This window comes from Streptomyces sp. NPDC091287, from assembly GCF_044768525.1.
GTDB lineage: Bacteria > Actinomycetota > Actinomycetes > Streptomycetales > Streptomycetaceae > Streptomyces.
In genome coordinates, this window is sequence record NZ_JBIVUV010000003.1 from 332,640 (window position 1) to 350,993 (window position 18,354).

Below are 18,354 nucleotides of genomic sequence, written 5' to 3' on the forward strand. Positions count from 1 at the left end.
TCGTGCGCGACGCGCGACGGCGACGCGCACGTGTTCTCGTCGCTCTTGACTCCCGACGGTCGGGATCACACCTCATAGGAGACACAGATGCGCAAAGCAGTTCTCGCCGTGGCCCTGACCGCGGCGGTGTCCTCGGTGGTGCCGGCATCGGCAGGCGCCTGGGCGGTCGGCCCGTCGCCCGACCGGACCGCACAGGAAGCTTCGGGGCCGCGGAAGGCCGATGAGCGACGGGCCGCGGACGACGGCCTCGCGGTCATCGGCCTGACCACCGGCCAGCGGCTGGTGGAGTTCCGCACCGGGGATCCCTCCAGGCCCTGGCAGCTGGGCAAGGTCAGCGGCCTCAAGAAGGACACCAAGCTGGTCGGCATCGACTTCCGGGTGCAGAACACCAAGCTGTACGGGGTCGGCGACAAGGGCGGCATCTACACCCTGAACACCCGCAACGCGAAGGCGGCCAAGGTCTCCCAGTTGACCGTGGCACTGGCCGGCACGTTCTTCGGGGTCGACTTCAACCCGGCGGCGAACCGGCTGCGCGTCATCAGCGACACCGGCCAGAACCTGCGCCACAACATCGACGACCCGGCCGCCCCGCGCACCACCACCGTCGACGGTCCTCTGACCAACCCGACGACGCCCCCGTCATCGGCCAAGGGCGTGACCGGTGCCGCGTACACGAACAACGACCTCAACGCGGACACCGCGACGGCGCTGTTCGACATCGACACGACGAACGACCGGGTCTCGCTCCAGTCGCCCGCCAACGCCGGCAGCCTCGCCCCCACCGGGAACCTCGGGGTCAACGCCGGTCCGAACGCCGGATTCGACATCTACTTCTCCCACCGGAACCGGACCAACCACGGCTTCGCGGCTCTCAGCGTGAACGGCGCCTACCGCTTCCACGACGTCAACATCCTCACCGGCCGAGCACAGAGCATCGGTTCCTTCCCCAAGAACCACCAGGTCACCGACGTGGCCCTCCCCCTCAACCAGAGCTGAACGCAGACGCAGGCGTGGCAGGGACCGCGGCCTCGCACGCACGCGTAGAACTCCGCCCTGAAGCGTGACGAACCGCGACCCGCTTCCTTACGCGACTGTGCCCCACCTCGTTCGAGGTGGGGCACAGTCGGGCATGCGTGGGCTCAGTGGGCGGCCTTGAGGCCGACCACGCTGCCGACGATCAGTACCAGGAAGACAACCTTCAGTACGCTCACCGACTCACCGCCTGTGAGCATGGCGTACAGAACGGTGAGCACCGCACCGATCCCCACCCACACCGCATACGCGGTACCGACGGGCAGATCCCGCATCGCGTACGCCAAGCCGCCCATGCTCGCGGTCAGGGCCACGGCGAAAACCAGGGTCGGGGTGAGCCGGCTGAAGCCCTCGGACTTGCCCAGGGCCGTAGCCCACACAGCTTCCAGAATGCCCGAGAGAGCAAGAATGATCCACGACATGAAGGCCTCCAGTACGGGCCGTCTTGTCGCACACCGGGTACGGCACCCCTCGTCCGGAAGCCCCATTCCCGGGCTCCACTCCAAAGTCGCACATCAGGTCGCCGTTGGCAACGTCGACCACCCATCACCGCACGTCACCGGGGTTGACCGGAAGGTGGGGCATGTCGTGACTCTGGTCCGGTCGCTTCCCTGCCAGAGCCGCGCACGCGTGATTCGACGGAGCGCACACACGCCCCCGACGCTTCGTCCGCGTACGACACGAGCCCGGTCCTCGCATGGCAGATGCCTGAGCTCGTCGTGCGTCCGCGCCAAGTCGGCCAGGGCGCGCAGTCGGAAAACGAAACGCGGCGAGATCGGCGGTGACGACGACGCGCTCGGGATCGAAGGTGGTGTCGTTGTCCCATCCGCTGTCGTTGCCGTGCTCGTAGTGGGGCAGAGTCGCGCCCGGGGTGCGGCATGCGGTGAGCCAGAACTCCGTCCGGCGGGAGAGTTTCTCGTACGCGTCGCCGGGCCGGGCCGGCCCCTTCGGCGAGGTGGCGGGTCCTGGTCACGAAGCCCTTCGGCCGGACGGTCGCGGACCACAGCACACGGGCGGCGAGTCCGGCGGCCGGGGTGTCGGCCGAGCGCCACGGCGCGACGGCGTCGCGGAAGGTGGTGAAGACAGCGCGGGCGGCGTCCACGACCTGGTCGAAGGTCCCCGGGTAGACGTAGGGGCGGCGGGCGGTCTCGTACTCCTCGGCCGCGATCTCCCAGCTCCCGCCGTCGGCGGCGCCGATCATGACGCCGTGGTCGGCGCTGCCAAGGGCCTGCGGCCCGGGAGCCCGGGCCACGGCCGCCGACAAGAGGGTGATCCGGTAGCGCCGGTGCCGCCCCGCCGACGGGTCACGACACCCGCGCCGTGGCCCCTCCACACCCGAGTCGTTCCAGGCGGGAGCGGGTGGCATGGATCGAGGGTTCGTCGGTGGGCAGGCCGAGGGCGCACGTGCAGATCGCGAACGCCGCAGCAGCTGCTCTCAGCGGCCGACCGTACAGGCGTCCCCGTTGAGCGTGAAGCGCGGCGGTGGGGACGAGTCGCCGGTATGGGCGGCGAGATAGCCGAGGGTGATGCTCGCGCCGGGAGCGATCGTGGCGTTGTACGAGGTGTTGGCGGCCGTGATCGTGTTGCTTCCCTGGGTGAGGTCGGTGTTCCAGTCGGAGGTGACGGTCTGCCCGAGGGCCAGCGGGAACTTCAGTGTCCAGTCGTTCACCGGAGTGCTGCCGGTGTTGGTGACCGTCAGGTCGACCGTCGTACCGGTGCCCCATGCCAGCACGGTGGGCTGCACTCGGCAGGTGGGTTCCTCCTGGGCGAAGGACATGCGGTGCAGGCCGCCTGGCAGGTCGTTGACCGCGTAGAGCTCCCCGTCGACGGTCGTACCGATCGCCGTCACCTGGGTGGGCATCTCCCCTATCTCGGCCTGCTCGTAGCCGCCTTCGCCATCGGGGCGCAGCGCCCAGACGGTGGAGGAGCAGTAGTCGGTGGCGATGTACGTGCCGCCCACGAGGTCGGCGTGCTTGTCGCCCCGGTAGACGTGACCGCCGATGACCGAACAGCCGCCGGTGTACGGGGAGTAGGTGAAAACCGGCGCGGTGTACGTTTCGTCGGCGTCGCAGTCGCCCCCGCTGAACTTCTCCAGGCCCTCGTAGCAGGACCAGCCGAGGTTCAGACCTCCCTGTCCGGGCCTGATGTGATCGACCTCCTCCCACCGGCCCTGGCCGACGTCGCCGATCCACATCGAGCCGTCGATGCTGTCGAAGGAGAATCGCCACGGGTTGCGCAGCCCGTACAGCCAGATCTCGTCGCGGGCGCCGGGGGTGTCCACGAAGGGGTTGTCTTCGGGCACGCAGTAGGGGAGCGAGCCGCAGCTGCGGCTTACGTCGATGCGCACGATCTTGCCCAGCAGGGTGTCCAGTCGCTGCCCGGCGCGAAGGGGGTCCGCGGAACCGCCGCCGTCACCGATGCTCCAGTACAGGTGACCGTCCGGGCCGAACGCCAGCTGGCCGCCGTTGTGGTTGCTGAACTCGGAGTGTGGCTGGGAGAGCAGGACCTCCAGGCGGGAATCGTCGAGCCGGTAGCGGGCGACGGTGACCGCACCGTCGGGCAGTGCCGTGTACGCCAGGTACACGCTGCGGCTGTCGTCGAAGTCGGGCGGAACGGCGATGCCGAGCAGACCGCGCTCGTTGCCCGATTCGTCCACGGCCGACGTGATGTCGACGAGCGGCTCCGGAGTCAGGCCGGTACGGGGGTGATAGGCACGTACGGTTCCGGACTTCTCGGTGATGAACAAGCGATCAGTGCCGTCATCGGGTGCGACGACGGCGGTCGGCCGTCTCAGTCCGGAAGCGACCTGGGTAGTGCTCGCGCGGAGCGACGGAAGAGGGGCGGAGGAGGCGTTTGTCGCCGCGTCGGTCGGTGTGGTGGTCGCCTTCACCGGAGGGGCGTCCGCGAGGGACCGGGCGGCGGCGGGCAATGCGGTGAGAGTGGTCAACAGGAGGGTCAGCAGGAGCTGCCCGGCCCAGCGGTGTCGCGACATGTCGGCTCCGGAGTCGAGGACGCCTGCACGGCGGTGGCGTCGGTACACGAGGGGGCGTCGGGACACGGGAGCCCCGCCGGGCATGTGACGTCCGGCGGGATCACCCGGTGAGCGGTGAGGTCAGTCGAAGTTCACATCGCTGCACAGGAAGTACGTCTGGTCCATGTGCGATGCCTGCCAGATCGTGTAGACGACATGGTGACCGGTGTAGCCGGACGTGCTCACGGGGATCGAGTAGTTCTGGCTGGGCCCGTACCTTCCGGTCTGCGCGACCAGTTCGAGGTCACTCCAGCGCAGCGCCTGGGTGGTGGGGTCGAAGCCTTGTCGGCTGACGTAGACCTTGAAGTAGTCCGCGCCGTGGCTGGCCTGGTCGTACAGCTCGACGGTGAAGTCATCGGTGATGTTCGCGGTCTTCCACGCGCCCACGGTGTCCAGCGCGTTGTAGCGACCGCCCTCGGTCCGGCCGCCGCTGCACAGCTGGCCGTCCGGTACGACCGCCTGGAAGTTGCCTCCGGAACCGTTGCGGTACAGACCGTTCCAGTTCCACATGGCGTTCGGGTTGGCCTGCCACGCCTGCCAGCACATCGGGTCCTGCTGTGCCATGGCCGGGTTCTGGAAATCGCTGCCCCAGCGCTGCCAGCAGCCGTAGGCGCGTGACGCCGGGTCGACGACCGACCCGTGAGCCGTGGCTGTGCCGCTCCATGTGGTCATGCTGAGGAGCACCGCTGCGACGGTGCTCAGGACGAGCGTTAAAGTGCGCCACTTCGAGCTGTTGCGTACATGACAATTCATGGTCTCTTCCTTCCGCGGGGGAGCCGGAGAAGCCGACAGGGTTACGGGTGTGGGAGCGCTCCCGCACTTCCACAGTGCGCATGGCGTGGCGGGATAGGCAACATCTGTTCACGCCACTTCAACGCCGCATGGCGCAAAGCGCTTATGCTCCGAGGACGGACGTCGGGCCTGCCCCCAAGGGCTCCTCTGCCGTGCCCCGCACCGACCGCGGGCTTACCCTGCCCGCATCCGCTGGACCGACATGCTCGACGACACGATCTGTGAGCTTGCTCCGCTTTGACGGACACCATTGGTGTGGTGGTCAGGCCGTGAGTGCGGTCTCGTACTCGGCGGGGCTGAGGTAGCCGAGGCTGCTGTGCAGTCGGTGCGAGTTGTACCAGCCTTCGATGAAGTCGAAGATCGCGGTGCGGGCTGCGGCCCGGCTGGGCCGGGCGGAGGTGCCGAGCAGTTCGCGTTCGATGGTTGGGAAGAACGACTCGGCGAGCGCGTTGTCCCAGCACTGGCCGGTGCGGCCGACCGACAGCCGGACCTCGAACCGGGCTGCCAGGGCGGCGAATTGCTGGCTGGTGTATTGGCAGTCTCTGTCCGCATGGAAGATCACGGAGTGCCGTCGTCTGGAGTGCCGGCCTTGCAGCCCAACGGCCCGCATCAGTCGTGCGACACGACGACGGCCGCACCCGGCACCCTCGCGCATGAGCACGGCATGCACGCGTGGGGCCCCGTAGGTTCCGCGTGATCCCGCATGAACCTGGGTGATCTGCTTGGTCAGCTCGGCATCCCGCACCGCGCGAGGGCCGGGCAGACCGGAGCGACGGGCACAGAAGGCGGTCCGGGAGACCTTCATCAGCTCACACGCCCGCTTGACGCTGTGGCCTTCTGACCTGCGTCGACCACCCCTCGTACATGTACGGTGCCGACGAATAATTGAGGACCGTCAGCCACCCGGATCAGTACTCCAAGTACACCTACCATCCACGTGAGTTGGTCAACACGGTATCGGTCGGCGCGTCGCCCTCGGTCGCCTCGCCACAGGTGACGTCGTACACGTACACCGACCGCTGCCTGGGCGGGGACTTCTCCGGCACCGTCGCGCAGGTCGAGGAGGTCGGCCGCCACTGATGGGGCGCCACCTCCCTCACCCAGGGCTGGGGCAAGACGCCCACCAACAACAAGGGCGCGCGGTCAGGCTGAAGGATGAGACGACCGCCGGGCCGCAGGAACGCACCCTGTTCCTGACCTCGGAGGGCGAGGAACAGCAGTCCCGTACTCCAGGACGGCTCCGGAACATCACCGACCGTACGGCCAAGCTCGAGTACGACGAGGTCGGCAACGTGGGAACGTTTCGGGTGGACGGCGTTGAATAGGGGCAACCTGATCATGCAGATCACTACCTTATGCGGAGACCCTCGTTCGGCCGTTTCCACGACCGTTCAGATGGGAATGACCGAATACGGAGGCGGTGGAATCGTGCACTCTTTGTCCTGTACTGTGATCAACTCCAGGACCGGGCTCGGTTCGACGCGCTAGAAGGGGTCTAGTGGTGGCAACGCTTTCAGAAATCCAAGCCCTTTTGGGTGAACCGCGGTTCAACTGGTCGGATCCAGCACCATGGATCGAACTGGAGCGGGAAATCGGTGCCGAATTCCCGGCCGACTTTCGCGAGATCGTGAACGCCTACGGTTCGATCGAGATCAATGGACAGCTGTATCTCAAGCACCCCGCCAGCCATCTACTGCACGACCTCGGAAGATTCATCAGGGAGAATCTCGAGCTCTGGCGCGAGGAGGACATGGCAGAATTCCTGCCCAGTCCGGCAGGGACGAAGCCCGGTGAGCTGATCCCGGTGGCGACGGCAACAACCGGAGAAGCGATATTCCTTCGCGTTCCCGATGACTCTTCGCCGCCCTGGCGCGTCGTCGTCCAGGAGTTCGACAGTCCGGCCTGGACCCTTTACGAGGTGACGTTCAGCGAATGGCTGCTGGATTATCTCAAAGGGCAGGACGTAACGTTGTGCTCTCGCGACCGCGCGCCTGATGGCCCGTCCTGGGAGTTCCTTCCCTGAAAATGAACGCGGCGGCATCTGCTGTTTTGGCTAAAGGAGATGCCGCCGCGTTCCGTTCCATTTTGATCAGGCGGCGAGTTCGAGTGCGACGACGGCACGGACGACGGCCAACGCCCGCAGCCGTACCGGCCTCGGTGTTGGCGACATACGGAGCTCCCCACACACCGACCGGGCTGAAGAAGACGCCCCGTGATGCAGGGGGCATGCAACGGGTGCGTGCCTCCCGCGTAGCAGCACGGTCGGGAACCGTGGCGTCGAGGGTGCGGGTCGGTTCGTGCCGTCGGACGCGGACGTCGTCGCGGCCGCTTCCGGATGTGGCGGGGCCGGGCCCGTCCCCTCATCTCACCCTAGGTCGGACAGCAGATCCCCCAACACCGCCTCCTCCTCCACCCGCACCCCCGCCTCCTGCAACGCGTCCGGCAGATCCGGGTCCCACGGGGCTTCTGCCCGCACCCCCGTCAGGGGCGGGCCGGATGGCAGGTTGCACACGGCGGTGCGGTAATCCGCCGCGGTGTAGCGCCACGGGGTCCAGGGGACCCGACGCAGCAGGGCGCCGGCGATCCGCAGGCCGCCCCAGTCGAAGTCGCCGTGGTAGCGGAAGCGGCTGCCGTGCGCGTGGAGATGGCTCAGGAGGACGAGGGCGGCGGCGGACGGCTGGCCCTGGAGACAGACCAGCGGCGCGCACCCGGTGCCGTACGTGTCGGCGGCTGCGGCGAGCACCGCCGGGTTCTCGCAGATCCGGACCGTCGGCGGCGCCGAGCGGGGCGGCTGCCGGGTCAGCTGCCGCAGGGTCAGTACGGCGGGCTCGCCCGCATCGGCCATCCAGTCCAGGGCCGGAGTGCCCCGCAGATTCAGCGCGAGCACGGTCGAGGACAGCTCGTCACGCAGCAGGCCCACCGATGTCCACGCCTCGCGCCGCCCCTGCACGCCACCCGTGTCGGGGAGCCCGGTCAGCGCCCGGACGCCGGAGAGGGTGAGCGTGCAGAGCGGGGTCCCGTCGTCCAGGGCGTGGGCGCTGCCCAGGAGCCGGGAGGCGAACGCGGGGAGCGACATCGCCGGCTCCGCCGGGAGGGCTCTCACGACAGTGGCCACCTGGCCGAGCAGGTCGGCGGCTGCGGTGGGTGTACCGGCGAGGCGTCGTACGAGGCCGTCGCCGCGAAGCCGTTCGGTCCAGGGTCCGAGGGCGGGGAACTCGTCGGCCAAGGCGTCGAGCGGGGCGTACGCCTGTGCCCAGGCCCGCTCCTCCTCGGCGCGCGCCGGGCCGAGGAGGGTGACCGGGCCGGTGAGTGCCACCACGGCCGCGGTCAGTCCCGCCGGGCTGATGCCGGAACGGCGCAGCAGGTCGTCCACCGCTTCGAGGCGCACGGACAAGGACCGCCCGCCACCCGGTGCACGACCCAACAGCCTTTCCGCCGCCATCCGTTGGTCGGACGAGGGCGCTCTCAGCGACACCGGGCCGGTGAGCGGTTGCCCGCGCTCCAGGCGTCGGCGCGCACGGTCGACCAGCCAGCTGAGGCCGGGTGCGCCGAGGAGTCTGCGCAGCCGTACGTCATCGACCGTCGGCGCAGTCCCGGGCGTCACTTCCACAGCGGCTCCGACGCGTCGGCCGCCTCGGTGCGGGGTGCGGGCACCGCGTAGCCGGGTCCCGCCGGCTCCGCACCGCGCCGCCTCCGCGTGCCGTCCCACTCCCACCGGGTGACGAGCACCGCCGCGACCTCATCGATCCTCGACAGCTGGGCGATGGCGATGCCGGGCACCTGCGGGTAACACGCCCACTCGCGCTCGCTCGTCATCACGACGTCGAGGTCGAACGCGTGCAGCAGGCCCAGGCACTTGGCGCGGGAGTCGTCGTCCACTCCGGCGAACGCCTCGTCGAGGGTGACCAGGCGCGGTGCGTACGGGCTGCCCGCACTCGCGTAGTGGGAGGACGCGGCGGCGAACAGTGGCACCGACACGGCGAGCACCCGCTCGCCGCCGGAGGCGGGTCCCGTGGCCGGGATCCAGCGGCCCTGCTGGTGCCGCTCGACGCCGAACTCGTGCCAGGTCCGGTAGTCGAGTGCGGCAGTGAGGTGGTCCAGCCAGCTGCCCGAGGCGTCGTCGGTGTGCTGGCGGGCGATCTGCTCCTGGAGGAACTCGCCCACGGCCGCGCGGTCCTCGGCGGTCCAGACATCGGCCGACCGGCGCAGCCGCTCCCTGGCCGGGGCGAGCCCGGCGGGGGCCTTACGGGATGCCCGCCACACCAGCCTCAGCCGCATGCCGGTGGAGGTCGGCCGCTCCTCCAGTTCGACGTTCATGTCCCGCACCTGCCGCTCTGCGGCGCCGATCAGTTCCTGGAGCGTCCCCGCGACCTCCGTGACCAGGTGGGTCTCCAGGATCTCCCGCTCGCGTGCGGACAGGATGCGGGACAGTTCACCGACCTCGACGGCCAGGGCCGCGGCCAGGTCCGGTACGGCTCGTTCGCGGCCCTGATACGTGATGTCGACGACCATGCCGTCCTCCACCATCCGGGCGGACGCCCGATGTCCGTGCCGGGACAGGGTGTCCTGGAGGGTCTTGAACTCCTCGCTGAGCCGGCGCTGCACCCGTTCCCAGGCGCTGTCGGAGTCGTCGGTGGAGGACAGTTCCGCGTCGATGGCGCGAGCCAGCGTGATTGCGGGGGTCGCGGCCCATGCTCCGCCTTCCGCAGCGGGCACCTCCATGTCTGGCACCGCCACGGCCATCAGTCCGGTGGCGGTGAACCGCTGGAGTGCGGCAATCGCCTCCGTACGCGCCTCGGCCGTCTCCGCCAGCCCCTCGTGCAACTGCTCGATACGGCCTTCGGCCCTGCTCGCGGCCCGGTCGGCCTCGGCATGACGCCGGTGGGCGGTCTGCTGCTCGCTCTCGCAGGTGCGCGACGCCTCCGCGGTCCGCGCCAGCAGGCGCTGGAGCTCGTCGACGGCGGCGCCCACCGTGGAACGCAGGGTGCTGAAGCGTTCGTCGGCCGCCGCCGCCTCGTTCTCCGCGTCCTTCGCGCGCTCCGCGAGCTCTGCGGCACGCTCGGCGGCCTGCCCGGCGTCGGCACGCTCGTCGGCGACCTGGCCGCCGGCCTCACCGCGTTCGCGCAGGGCGGGCCAGAGGGCTGCCAGCACCTCGGCCAGGGCGCCGAGTGCGTCACGTACCGCCGTCAGCCCGTCCTCGTCGGACGGCATCCTCAAGTCCTCTGCGGTCCGGGCGAGTTCTTCCGCCGCCGCCTTGCTCCGGCCGGTCGCCTCCAGAAGGGCGGCGGCTCGCTCCTCCTGCCGTTCACCGGTCCGGCGCAGGGATTCCGCGGCAGCGGCTACGCGGGCGTGCGCGCGGGTGAGGGCGGTCTCGTCCGGTACGTCCGCCACCTCCGCGTCCAGCACCTCGCGGCGGGCGGCCACCGCGCCGGCCAGTTCCGCGAGCGTCGACAACTCGCCCTGGAGAGCGACGAGTTCACCGTGGATCGTCTCGATACGGGCTCGTCTGGCCGCCTCCCGCGCACCCTCGCCGATGTACGCGGCGGTGGCCTTGGCCCACCGGCCGGTCAGCGCGCCGACCCGGAAGCGCCCGTCGATGGTGGCCCAGGTTCCGGCTTCGTCCTCCGGCCCGGTGCCGATCGCGGCAAGCACCCGGGCCACGGTCGCCTCGCCCACAGCCGCGGCCCCCGCGTCCCCCTGGTCCACGGCCGGGCGCAGCAGGTGCGCGAGCGACGGACCTCGCACCGGAGCCCCTGCCGGGGCGAGCAGCACCTCGTGGCTGTGCGCGGTGAGAACCGTACCGCTGGGCAGCACCCAGGCGTCGAGCATCCCGGACGCCTCCAAGGCGGCCTCGAGACCGGCCTGTTCCGCTGCGGAGAGCCCGTTCTCGAAGTCCACCAGCCGCCACAGTGGGGCGCCCGTCAGACGCTCGCGCAGGCCGGGGGTGCGGGTGTGCGGCGGTTGCGGCGGGCGTCGCCCGCCGGCCTCCAGCGCGGCGAGTTCCTGCCGCAGCCCGTCGGCCGCCCCGGTGAGTTCGGCACGGCGCCGGCCTGCGGCGGCGGCCTGCTCGGCCAGCCGCGCGGACGCGGAGCTGTGGGCGCGCGCGGCCTCGGCCCGTGCCGGGTACGGGCCGTGGAGACGGCCCACCCACTCCTGGAGTTCGTCCAACAGACCGGGCTCGTCCGCGTAGGCGAGCTCGGTCCAGCCACGGGCGCGAGTGCGAACCTCGTCCAGCAGCGCCCGGCCCGCGCGCACCGCGTCCTCCTCCGCCCGGCCGAGCTCCTCAGCGGCCGCGGACCGGTCGGCGTCGGCTTCGTCCAGCCGGACGGCACGCGTGCGCCGTTCCTCCGAGGTGCGCGCTGCGGTCCGGGCGAGGTCCGTCACGTGGGCGAGCGCACGGCGACCCCGTTCCACGGACTCCTCGACGGCGCCGCGCAGTTCGCTCGGGGCGCGTCCGTCGTCCGGCAGGTCGTCCGCCGGGAGGACGACCCGGGCGGTCGCCGCGGCCTCTGCCGCCTTCCGGTAGGTGTTCCGGGCGTGCCCGTCGGCGGCCCGCAGCCGGTTCTCGGCGGCGCCGAGCCGCTGGAGGCCCTTGGCGTGCAGCCGCGCCGCCTGGTCCCGGTCGCTGTCCGCGCGCTCGGCCGCACGCGCCGTGCGCTCCACCTCGTAGTGCGCCTGCTCCAGATTTCTGGCGCTGCGCATCTCGGGGCTCTCCCGCAGGGCCGCGTCCTGGGCGCGGAGCCGGTTCCGCTGCTCCTCCAGCCTCGCGATGAGGTCGGCTGCCGCCTGCCGCTCCTCCTCGGCCCCGGCCTGCTGGGCCTGCGCCTCTGCGAGGTCGCGTTGGCGTTGCTCATAGCGGGAGTGCTCGGCGCGTGGCAGCCGGGCGCGGCGGCGGGTGGCGACGCGTGCGTAGCGCCGGTAGTGCTCCAGGAAGCCGGCGGCGGCATGCTCCGCCGCGGAGGCCGCCGCCAGTTCGGTCTTCTCCTCGTCGAGTGACCGGAACGCCTCGGCCACGTCGGCGATCACGGCCTGGTCCACCGGTGGCAGCGCCTCGGTGAGGGCGCGGGAGAGGGCTGCCTCGTTGGGGCGCTTGGACAACTGGGGCTGGCGCAGCTGGACGAGCAGGTCGACCAGGGCGCCGTACCGCTGCTCGCCGAGCCCGAAGAGGGCCTCGTCCACGGCTCTGCGGTAGGTCTTCGCCTGGTCGTACACCATGCCGTGGTCGGCGACGGCTTCGACGAGACGGTCTCTGGTCAGAGCCGTGCCGGTGGCGTCGACCAGGCTGAGGCAGCCCTCCACGGGTGTGCCGGGTACGTGCTGGACGCGCAGGTCGGTGACCGCGTACCAGTGCCGGGCGATCCCGCGTCCGCTCACCGCCTTCAGCCCGCAGAGCAGCGTACGGAAGTGGCTCTCCCCTGTGCTCGCGTCGTGTCTGCCGAACTCGATCCAGGTGTAGCCGAGGCGCTCGCTGTGCGGGTGCTCGCCGCCGAGGAGGAGGTTCCACTCCATCCGCTTCCCGGGGTCCCCGTCCGGCTCCACCCTTCGCGGGCTCAGGTCGCCGTCGAGCAGGAAGGGCAGGGTGAGGGCGAGCACCTTGGACTTGCCGGTGCCGTTGTTGCCACGCAGCAGCAGGCGTCCGTCGCGGAAGTGGAACTCCTCCACGTCGTAGTGGAAGAGGTCGACGAGCCCGATCCGCAGGGGCTGCCAGCGGGTGCGGAGGGGTTCGGGGAGCGGGGTGGTCACGCCTGACCGGCCTTTCGCTGTGCCGGCGTGCGCGCGCTGCCGGGTGTGCCTGCGGGTGGTGTTCCTGGTTCGAGGACGACGGGTTCACCGACCGCGTATCGGGCCAGCGCGGGGCGGGGTTCGGCTCCGTCGGCGGTCCGGGAGACCAGGCCGAGGGCGGCGAGCCGGGCGACGGCCTGCTCGACTAGCTCGGCCTCCGTACCTGCTTCCCTCGCGGCCTTGGACCAGAACGTGCCGTGTACGAGGGCGAGTTCCCGCACCCGCTGGGTGAGCTGGTGGGTGGTGACGGGCCCGGCCGCCCGCGCCAGGTACTCGGCCAGCAGCAGGGTGATGTGGCCGTGGGTGCCCTGCTCGGGCATCCGTACGTCGGTGAGGTCGTCTTCGGGGTCGACCATGGCGATGCCTTCAGCGCGGATCTCCGGGACCAGACCGGTCAGTTCGGCCACCCTGGCCGTGAGGAACCCCCGCTGCCTCGTGAGGTAGCCGAGTTCGGCGTCGCTCAGCTCGTCGTAGTAGAGCACCGGGTCGTCCAGGAGTCGGCGGGTGAGTGCGTGCCGCATCGCGCGGAAGCGCAGCTCCTCGCTGTCGAGGGCGGTTTCGGCGACGAGCTGCGCCAGCCGGTCGGCGGTGGCCTCGGCCTGCACGGTGGAGGGCCCACGACGTGTGGCGAGGAGCCCTGCCAGTACCCGACGTTCGACGTCGTAGAGCACGTCGCCCGCTCCGTTCACGTACGCGTCCTCGTCCCCGGCGACCCGGCGCAGCACGCCGAGACCGAGCAAGAGCCGCACGACGGCCGCGAGGTCGAGGCGCTCGTCCCTGCGGTCGAGGGTGAAGTGGATGCCCGACGCGACCAGCCCGGGGTCGGTGGCATCGAGGACGACCTGGTCGGCGAGACGGCCGAGGGCGATCTGGGACTCGCCGCGCTCCAGGGCTGCCAGGGCCAGACAGAGCAGGACATAGCGGCGACGGGTGAAGGGGGCTGCGGCGCGGGTCGCCTCGCGTGCGGGATGCGTGGAGTCGTGGAGCACGCCGGGGATCTTGCGCAGCCGGGCGGTCTCGGCGTCCACGTGCAGTGGCCAGCCGGTGTTGCGGTCGAACCACTCGCGCAGTTCGGCGGCGTGCCGCCGCACCAGCCGGAACGCGTCCGCGTGCTGGCCGTGGGCGAGCAGGAGCGGCTGTTTGAGCAGGGCGCGGGCGGCCTTGCGGAGCTCAGCGGCACGCTGTCCTTCAAGCACTTCGGCCGGAGCCGGTGGCGTGGTCATCGTCCGCTTCCTCCGTGCAACGACCTGTCGTCGGTCAGATCGACAATCTCGATGAGATGATCGGGCCCGTGGAACGTCCCCGACGGCGTACGGATCTCCGTCGGCGGCCCCTCCGCCAGGGCGCTCAGCCTGATCTCCATCGAGCCGTCGTTGCTGGTGGCCACGGTGTGCCGCATGCCGGGCCGCCAGGTGGCCAGTGCGTCGCCGAGCAGTTGGAGGAAGAGGCCGAAGGACACCGGGTCGAGCTCGCCGAGTTCGGAGAGTCTGACCGCTCCGTCGGTGACGAGGCGGTCCCGGGCAGCGGCGGTCTCGGCCACCTGCTTGGCCGCCACCTCGGCGAGGTGACGACGACGCTCCTGGCGGTCCTCGACCTTGCGGGGCTTGCCCCGTCGCTCGTAACTGCCGGTACGGCGCAGCTGGGGGCTGATCCGCAGCGGCTCCGCGGCGGCCCAGGGAGTCGCGGTGGGCACCGGTGCAGCCAGGCGGGCGGCCAGGGTGTCCGCGTCGGCCGTGAGGTGCCGGGCGGGGTGGAGGCCGAAGGCGGCCCGCCACAGCTGGTGCCGCGACGCGTCGTCGGGGGCCTCGGCGAACCAGCGGGCGAGGGTGCGGAAATCGGCGGACCGGTCCGACCGGCCGGCCCGGCGCTCCCCCAGCACCCGGACGACGGCCAGCATCTGCGGAATGGCCCCCAGCGCGCGACCACGCAGCAGTCTGGCCTGCGACTCGCGGCCGTCCCGGCTGAGGAACCACACCGCGAGCCCGTCCCAGCGACCGGCCCAGTGGGCGTATGCCTTCCGCGCGGCGGGCTCCGCGTCCTCGGGAGCGGCGTCGGTCGCCTCCCGCCCCGCGGCGGCCCTGAGCAGGACCTGGATCCGGCCCGAATCCTCCAGCTCCAGGATGAGCTGTGCGATGCGTCCGCCCAGGGTGATCAGGTCCTGGATGAAGCGCTCCAGGTATTGGATGAGGCGGTCCTTGTACGCGAGGAAGACAGCTTCCTCCACCTCGTGCAGGTCGATGGTGCGCTGCAACGAACTCATGAACGCACGCGCGTTGTCGGCGAGAGCGGCGAACCGGCTCGCGAGCGCGTCGAACGCGAGGTACGTCTTGCCGGGGTCCGGCTGCTCGTCGGCGGTGAGCACGAGGAGGGCCCGCAGCTGCGTGACGATGTCGTGCAGAGCGATGGCCTGAAGGGCGCCGCGCCGCCCGAGCGCCTCGTCGTAGGCGGCCAGGGCTTCCTCGGCAGCCTCCCCGGCCCGGGTCAGCTGGTAGATGAAGCGTTTGCGGTAGAAGTCCTCGACGGCGCTGACCCGCCCGGTGTCGGGGTCGGCCCGCAGGTTCCCCCACTCGACGAGCTTGTCCAGTGCTTTGACGACCCCGTCGAGCTCGCCCGGCCGCACCTCCCCGGGCAGTGCGGCGTACACGTCCTCGGGACGCAGATGCACGGCGAAGTGTTCTTTGGCCATGACGAACGCCCGCATCACCTGCCGGTAGAGGGCGGTGTTCTGCACGGTGAGGTGGGCGAAGGGGCTGAACCCGTCCGGCCCGGGGCCTGGAGCGGTGGTGCTGGTCATCACTCGCTATTGTGCCGTGGCGGCGGTGCTCCTGGACAGGAACCAGAGTGATTGTCCGGTTGACGCCGGTATGCGGGGCGACGTAACCGTCTCCAGGCCCGAGGTCATCCCCTCCCTGTCAAAGGGCCGACCATGAGGATGCTCATCCCCAGTGATCCTCCTTGTAGCGCAGGAGGTCATCACCGTGGAGTTGTTTCGTGGCGTTGCCGACCCGGACCCAGAAGTCGGTGGCGCCGTTGCCGCCCTTGGCGGGCTTGGCGAACACCGGCATACCTGCCGCGGCGACACTGATCTGACAGACGACGTTGCCGGCGATTTCAGGGAAGCCGACGCGGACGGTGGTGGCTGTCGGGGTCGACAGGCTGCTGTCGATGAGTTGGCGCACGAAGAGCTCGTATCCGTCGACGCTGGCCTGCGACTCCAGAGTGGTGAGGTCGTTCTCGATACCGAGGACGGTCCCGTCGTCGGCGACGCCGATATACAGGTTTCCGCCCTCGCCGTTCAGGAAGCCGCAGACGGCCTTGACGATGTTGTGCCGCAGAGACTTGTCGGCCTGCCGGGTGTGCACGTTCCAGCGCGCGCTGGCCTTGAACTCGGTGCCCTGGGATTCGCCGGCGGCGATCATGTCGGCCGGGGTGGTCGGGACGTACGCAGGGCGTTTCCCTCTGAGGGTTTCGAACGCTTCCCGCACAACCTTGGCGATCAGCTGACGCCGCCGCTCCAGGAAGGTGAAATAGTCGAGCTGTTCCCAGCCGACCGGGAGCGCGTGCCACCGTACCTGCCGCTCGAGCACCTTCGGGTCCATAGCGTCCGTGATTCTCGGCCAGTAGTCATGTGGTGCGTCGCTGTTGGACAGCTCGTCCGCCGGCCACGTCACATACGCCATGTTCGCGATGGCATTGACTTGGCGTCGGTCGGTAATACCCAGTCCGGCGAGCACCTTGCCGTGGAACAGGTTGTCCCGGCCGACGGCCTTGACGGGTTTGGCTGAGGGGTCCAGCAGATCACGGATCCGTTGGTCGCCGAGGAGCATTTCGGCGTCGAGGATGTCGAGCGCAGCCTGGTAGGCGAACAGCACCGGTGAACGCGACGAGGACGTGTCCAACCGGTTCGGCAGAGAGATGTCCCAGTAGTCGCCAGTGAAGTTCGCTGCGATGATCCGGTCGAGTTCCGCAGCGAAGGCTCGGCCATCACCTGGCGGCAGACTGCCGATGCGCCCCAGGTCGGACTCCATCTGCGACTCCGGCGAGTTGGAGTACCGGCCGGTGGTGTGCGCCATGAAGAACCACCGTCCGATCAGGGGACGGAGTTCATCGGCCGTCAGCCCGAAATCGTGGCGTCCAATCAGCCAGATCGTGTAGCTGTACAGCAGGGCGTTGTCCGAGGTGATCATCTTGCGGCTGCGGAAGCCGGCCATCCTGACGCACTGGAAGAACTCGTGCCAGCTGGTCAGGTCCAGGACCTTCGTGTGTGCTCGGGCGAGCCGATCGAACTGCTCCTGCCGTCGCGCGGCGGTGACCTTTCCGGTTCCGAGGTCCTTTCCCCGCAGGACACTGTAGACGTGCTGCAGCCGGGCGCGCCGGAAAGCGAAAGCGACCGCTACGCGCAGCAGTTGGTCCGGACTCGGGTCCAGAAAGGCGTTCCGAGGGCTCGGATCGGGGAGCCCTGAGATCACCGCGCCGCGGCTGAATTCTTCGAGCTGGCGGCGCCCCTCCTCCCAATGCACTGACATCAGAGTGAGGATGAAGTCGGACTGATTGAGCTTCACGCCTTCGGAGTTGATGCGTACGAAGATGTCGGCGACCTGCTCCTCGTCGGCCGAAGCACCCAGCTCCACAACCTGGAAGAGAAAGTCGTGCAGGTCTCGGACTCCATCTATGCGTTCTTCGAGCTCATCTTTGGCAGCCTCCGACAACGACTGTCCGCTGGCCTCTTCGAGCCGTTGGAAGAAGCGACGGACGGTGGGCTTGTAACCGCCTTGGGCCCAGAGCGCGGTGATGTCCGGAATGAAGTGGGCATCACGCTCGATCGCTGCGTCAGTGACCTCGAATGTCTGGTCCTCCGGGTGGAACGCGATGCGAACGTTGATCTCGTCGAATGACTTGGTGACGATCTTGCGCCCGGTGAGGACGGCGAACAGGGCGGTGAGTCGCTGCTGCCCGTCGACGACCAACAGCTGCGGTGCTCGATCGCTCACTTCCGTTCCGATCTGCCGCGTCCCCACCTCAGCGCCGGTCTCCCAGAACATCAGGGTGCCGATCGGGTAGCCCCGATACATCGAGTCGAAGAGATCGCGGGTCTTCGCCGCGGACCAGACGAACGGGCGTTGGATGTCGGGGAGTCCGATACGGCCACCTTCGATGTTCTCGATCAGGTGCCGGAGCGTGTAACCGGTGTCGCGATACAGAGTGGATGGCACAGCTGAGGTCTCCAAACGTCCGAGGGCAACTGGTCGGTGGAAGTATCAAGAGCGCGGGAACAGCATCAGGTTTCTACCACGCGGACACACCGCACCACAGGACCAATGGAGCTGGCCACAAGGAGAACCCATGGTGGCGTGGCCCAACTGAGGTTTGTCCCGCCCAAGTCCATAATGCCCTGGGCCTGGATTCGAGGCCGACCATCCGGTCAACCGAACGCCACGCCTGCTGGCCGGACGGCCGGATGAAAGCACGACCTCGGATCGGCGCCACGCCCTGCCGCTTGGGCTGGCTCGCACTGGGCTCCAGGAATCCGGGGACCAGGATGCCAGCTCACGCCGCCGCCGGGAGGAGATCCTCACCCTCCATGCCGAGGGCCCGGCCCGCCCGGCCGCAGCCGGAGAGGTCCTTGAGGTTGGGACTCCCGATTCGAGCGTCATACGAGCGTCAAGAATCTCCGAACGAGACCTTGAGGACGTCGCGGACGCAAGCGACTCCGTGAT

13 protein-coding genes, 1 pseudogene and 1 riboswitch are annotated in these 18,354 nt (G+C 69.6%); of the genes and pseudogenes, 4 read left to right on the forward strand and 10 right to left on the reverse strand.

The window, feature by feature from the left end; translation table 11 throughout:
* Nucleotides 1–87 precede the first annotated feature (87 nt).
* Nucleotides 88–996, forward strand: a complete 909-nt coding sequence (locus ACIQRW_RS06145) for a DUF4394 domain-containing protein (protein ID WP_403755083.1) — start codon at nucleotides 88–90, stop codon at nucleotides 994–996.
* A 143-nt stretch (nucleotides 997–1,139) separates the two neighbouring features.
* Here the strand turns inward: ACIQRW_RS06145 and ACIQRW_RS06150 are convergent, their stop codons facing one another.
* The 5 genes and pseudogenes from ACIQRW_RS06150 to ACIQRW_RS06170 form a co-directional block, all read right to left on the reverse strand.
* The gene (locus tag ACIQRW_RS06150) at nucleotides 1,140–1,454 is read right to left on the reverse strand and encodes a DMT family transporter (RefSeq protein WP_403755086.1); all 315 of its coding nucleotides are present in this window, start codon (nucleotides 1,452–1,454) and stop codon (nucleotides 1,140–1,142) included.
* 12 nt (nucleotides 1,455–1,466) lie between these two features.
* Nucleotides 1,467–1,533, reverse strand: a riboswitch (guanidine-III (ykkC-III) riboswitch).
* 934 nt (nucleotides 1,534–2,467) lie between these two features.
* Entirely contained in the window at nucleotides 2,468–4,024 is a 1,557-nt protein-coding gene (locus ACIQRW_RS06155; protein ID WP_403755089.1) for a PQQ-dependent sugar dehydrogenase, read from the reverse strand.
* Nucleotides 4,025–4,144: 120 nt separating this feature from the next.
* Nucleotides 4,145–4,816 carry a lytic polysaccharide monooxygenase gene (locus ACIQRW_RS06160; RefSeq protein ID WP_403755092.1) on the reverse strand — a complete coding sequence of 224 codons (672 nt, stop codon included), beginning with the start codon at nucleotides 4,814–4,816 and terminating at the stop codon, nucleotides 4,145–4,147.
* A 301-nt stretch (nucleotides 4,817–5,117) separates the two neighbouring features.
* The gene (locus ACIQRW_RS06165; protein ID WP_403755354.1) at nucleotides 5,118–5,417 is read right to left on the reverse strand and encodes a transposase; all 300 of its coding nucleotides are present in this window, start codon (nucleotides 5,415–5,417) and stop codon (nucleotides 5,118–5,120) included.
* A gap of 18 nt (nucleotides 5,418–5,435) precedes the next feature.
* Nucleotides 5,436–5,660 (reverse strand): annotated as a pseudogene (locus ACIQRW_RS06170) (IS3 family transposase); the annotation flags it as partial.
* A 137-nt stretch (nucleotides 5,661–5,797) separates the two neighbouring features.
* Between ACIQRW_RS06170 and ACIQRW_RS06175 the strand changes: the two are divergent.
* The 3 genes from ACIQRW_RS06175 (at nucleotide 5,798) to ACIQRW_RS06185 (ending at nucleotide 6,878) form a co-directional block, all read left to right on the forward strand.
* Nucleotides 5,798–5,935 (forward strand): hypothetical protein, encoded by a 138-nt coding sequence (locus ACIQRW_RS06175; RefSeq protein WP_403755094.1) that lies wholly within the window; start codon nucleotides 5,798–5,800, stop codon nucleotides 5,933–5,935.
* Complete coding sequence (locus tag ACIQRW_RS06180) at nucleotides 5,935–6,180, forward strand: hypothetical protein (RefSeq protein WP_403755097.1); 246 nt, start codon at nucleotides 5,935–5,937, stop codon at nucleotides 6,178–6,180. Before ACIQRW_RS06175 ends, ACIQRW_RS06180 begins: the two co-directional genes overlap by 1 nt.
* Nucleotides 6,181–6,356: 176 nt before the next feature.
* Nucleotides 6,357–6,878 (forward strand): SMI1/KNR4 family protein, encoded by a 522-nt coding sequence (locus tag ACIQRW_RS06185; RefSeq protein ID WP_403755100.1) that lies wholly within the window; start codon nucleotides 6,357–6,359, stop codon nucleotides 6,876–6,878.
* A gap of 342 nt (nucleotides 6,879–7,220) precedes the next feature.
* Here ACIQRW_RS06185 and ACIQRW_RS06190 read toward each other — a convergent pair whose 3' ends face one another.
* The 5 genes from ACIQRW_RS06190 to ACIQRW_RS06210 all read right to left on the reverse strand — a co-directional run bounded on the left by ACIQRW_RS06190 (nucleotide 7,221) and on the right by ACIQRW_RS06210 (nucleotide 17,850).
* The gene (locus tag ACIQRW_RS06190) at nucleotides 7,221–8,459 is read right to left on the reverse strand and encodes a TIGR02679 family protein (protein WP_403755103.1); all 1,239 of its coding nucleotides are present in this window, start codon (nucleotides 8,457–8,459) and stop codon (nucleotides 7,221–7,223) included.
* Nucleotides 8,456–12,598, reverse strand: a complete 4,143-nt coding sequence (locus tag ACIQRW_RS06195; RefSeq protein ID WP_403755106.1) for a TIGR02680 family protein — start codon at nucleotides 12,596–12,598, stop codon at nucleotides 8,456–8,458. The genes ACIQRW_RS06190 and ACIQRW_RS06195 overlap by 4 nt, the downstream gene beginning before the upstream one ends.
* Nucleotides 12,595–13,860 carry a TIGR02678 family protein gene (locus ACIQRW_RS06200; protein ID WP_403755109.1) on the reverse strand — a complete coding sequence of 422 codons (1,266 nt, stop codon included), beginning with the start codon at nucleotides 13,858–13,860 and terminating at the stop codon, nucleotides 12,595–12,597. The genes ACIQRW_RS06195 and ACIQRW_RS06200 overlap by 4 nt, the downstream gene beginning before the upstream one ends.
* On the reverse strand, nucleotides 13,857–15,431 hold the full coding sequence (locus tag ACIQRW_RS06205; RefSeq protein ID WP_403755112.1) for a TIGR02677 family protein: 1,575 nt from the start codon (nucleotides 15,429–15,431) through the stop codon (nucleotides 13,857–13,859). The genes ACIQRW_RS06200 and ACIQRW_RS06205 overlap by 4 nt, the downstream gene beginning before the upstream one ends.
* A 142-nt stretch (nucleotides 15,432–15,573) precedes the next feature.
* On the reverse strand, nucleotides 15,574–17,850 hold the full coding sequence (locus ACIQRW_RS06210) for a DUF262 domain-containing protein (protein ID WP_403755115.1): 2,277 nt from the start codon (nucleotides 17,848–17,850) through the stop codon (nucleotides 15,574–15,576).
* Between the last annotated feature and the right edge of the window lie 504 nt (nucleotides 17,851–18,354).

What these genes read in the sequence shown, in the direction of transcription:
- ACIQRW_RS06145 (WP_403755083.1), top strand. Translation starts at nt 88, where the DNA reads ATGCGCAAAGCAGTTCTCGCCGTGGCCCTGACCGCGGCGGTGTCCTCG.
- ACIQRW_RS06150 (WP_403755086.1), bottom strand. Translation starts at nt 1,454, where the DNA reads ATGTCGTGGATCATTCTTGCTCTCTCGGGCATTCTGGAAGCTGTGTGG.
- ACIQRW_RS06155 (WP_403755089.1), bottom strand. Translation starts at nt 4,024, where the DNA reads ATGTCGCGACACCGCTGGGCCGGGCAGCTCCTGCTGACCCTCCTGTTG.
- ACIQRW_RS06160 (WP_403755092.1), bottom strand. Translation starts at nt 4,816, where the DNA reads ATGAATTGTCATGTACGCAACAGCTCGAAGTGGCGCACTTTAACGCTC.
- ACIQRW_RS06180 (WP_403755097.1), top strand. Translation starts at nt 5,935, where the DNA reads ATGGGGCGCCACCTCCCTCACCCAGGGCTGGGGCAAGACGCCCACCAA.
- ACIQRW_RS06200 (WP_403755109.1), bottom strand. Translation starts at nt 13,860, where the DNA reads ATGACCACGCCACCGGCTCCGGCCGAAGTGCTTGAAGGACAGCGTGCC.
- ACIQRW_RS06205 (WP_403755112.1), bottom strand. Translation starts at nt 15,431, where the DNA reads ATGACCAGCACCACCGCTCCAGGCCCCGGGCCGGACGGGTTCAGCCCC.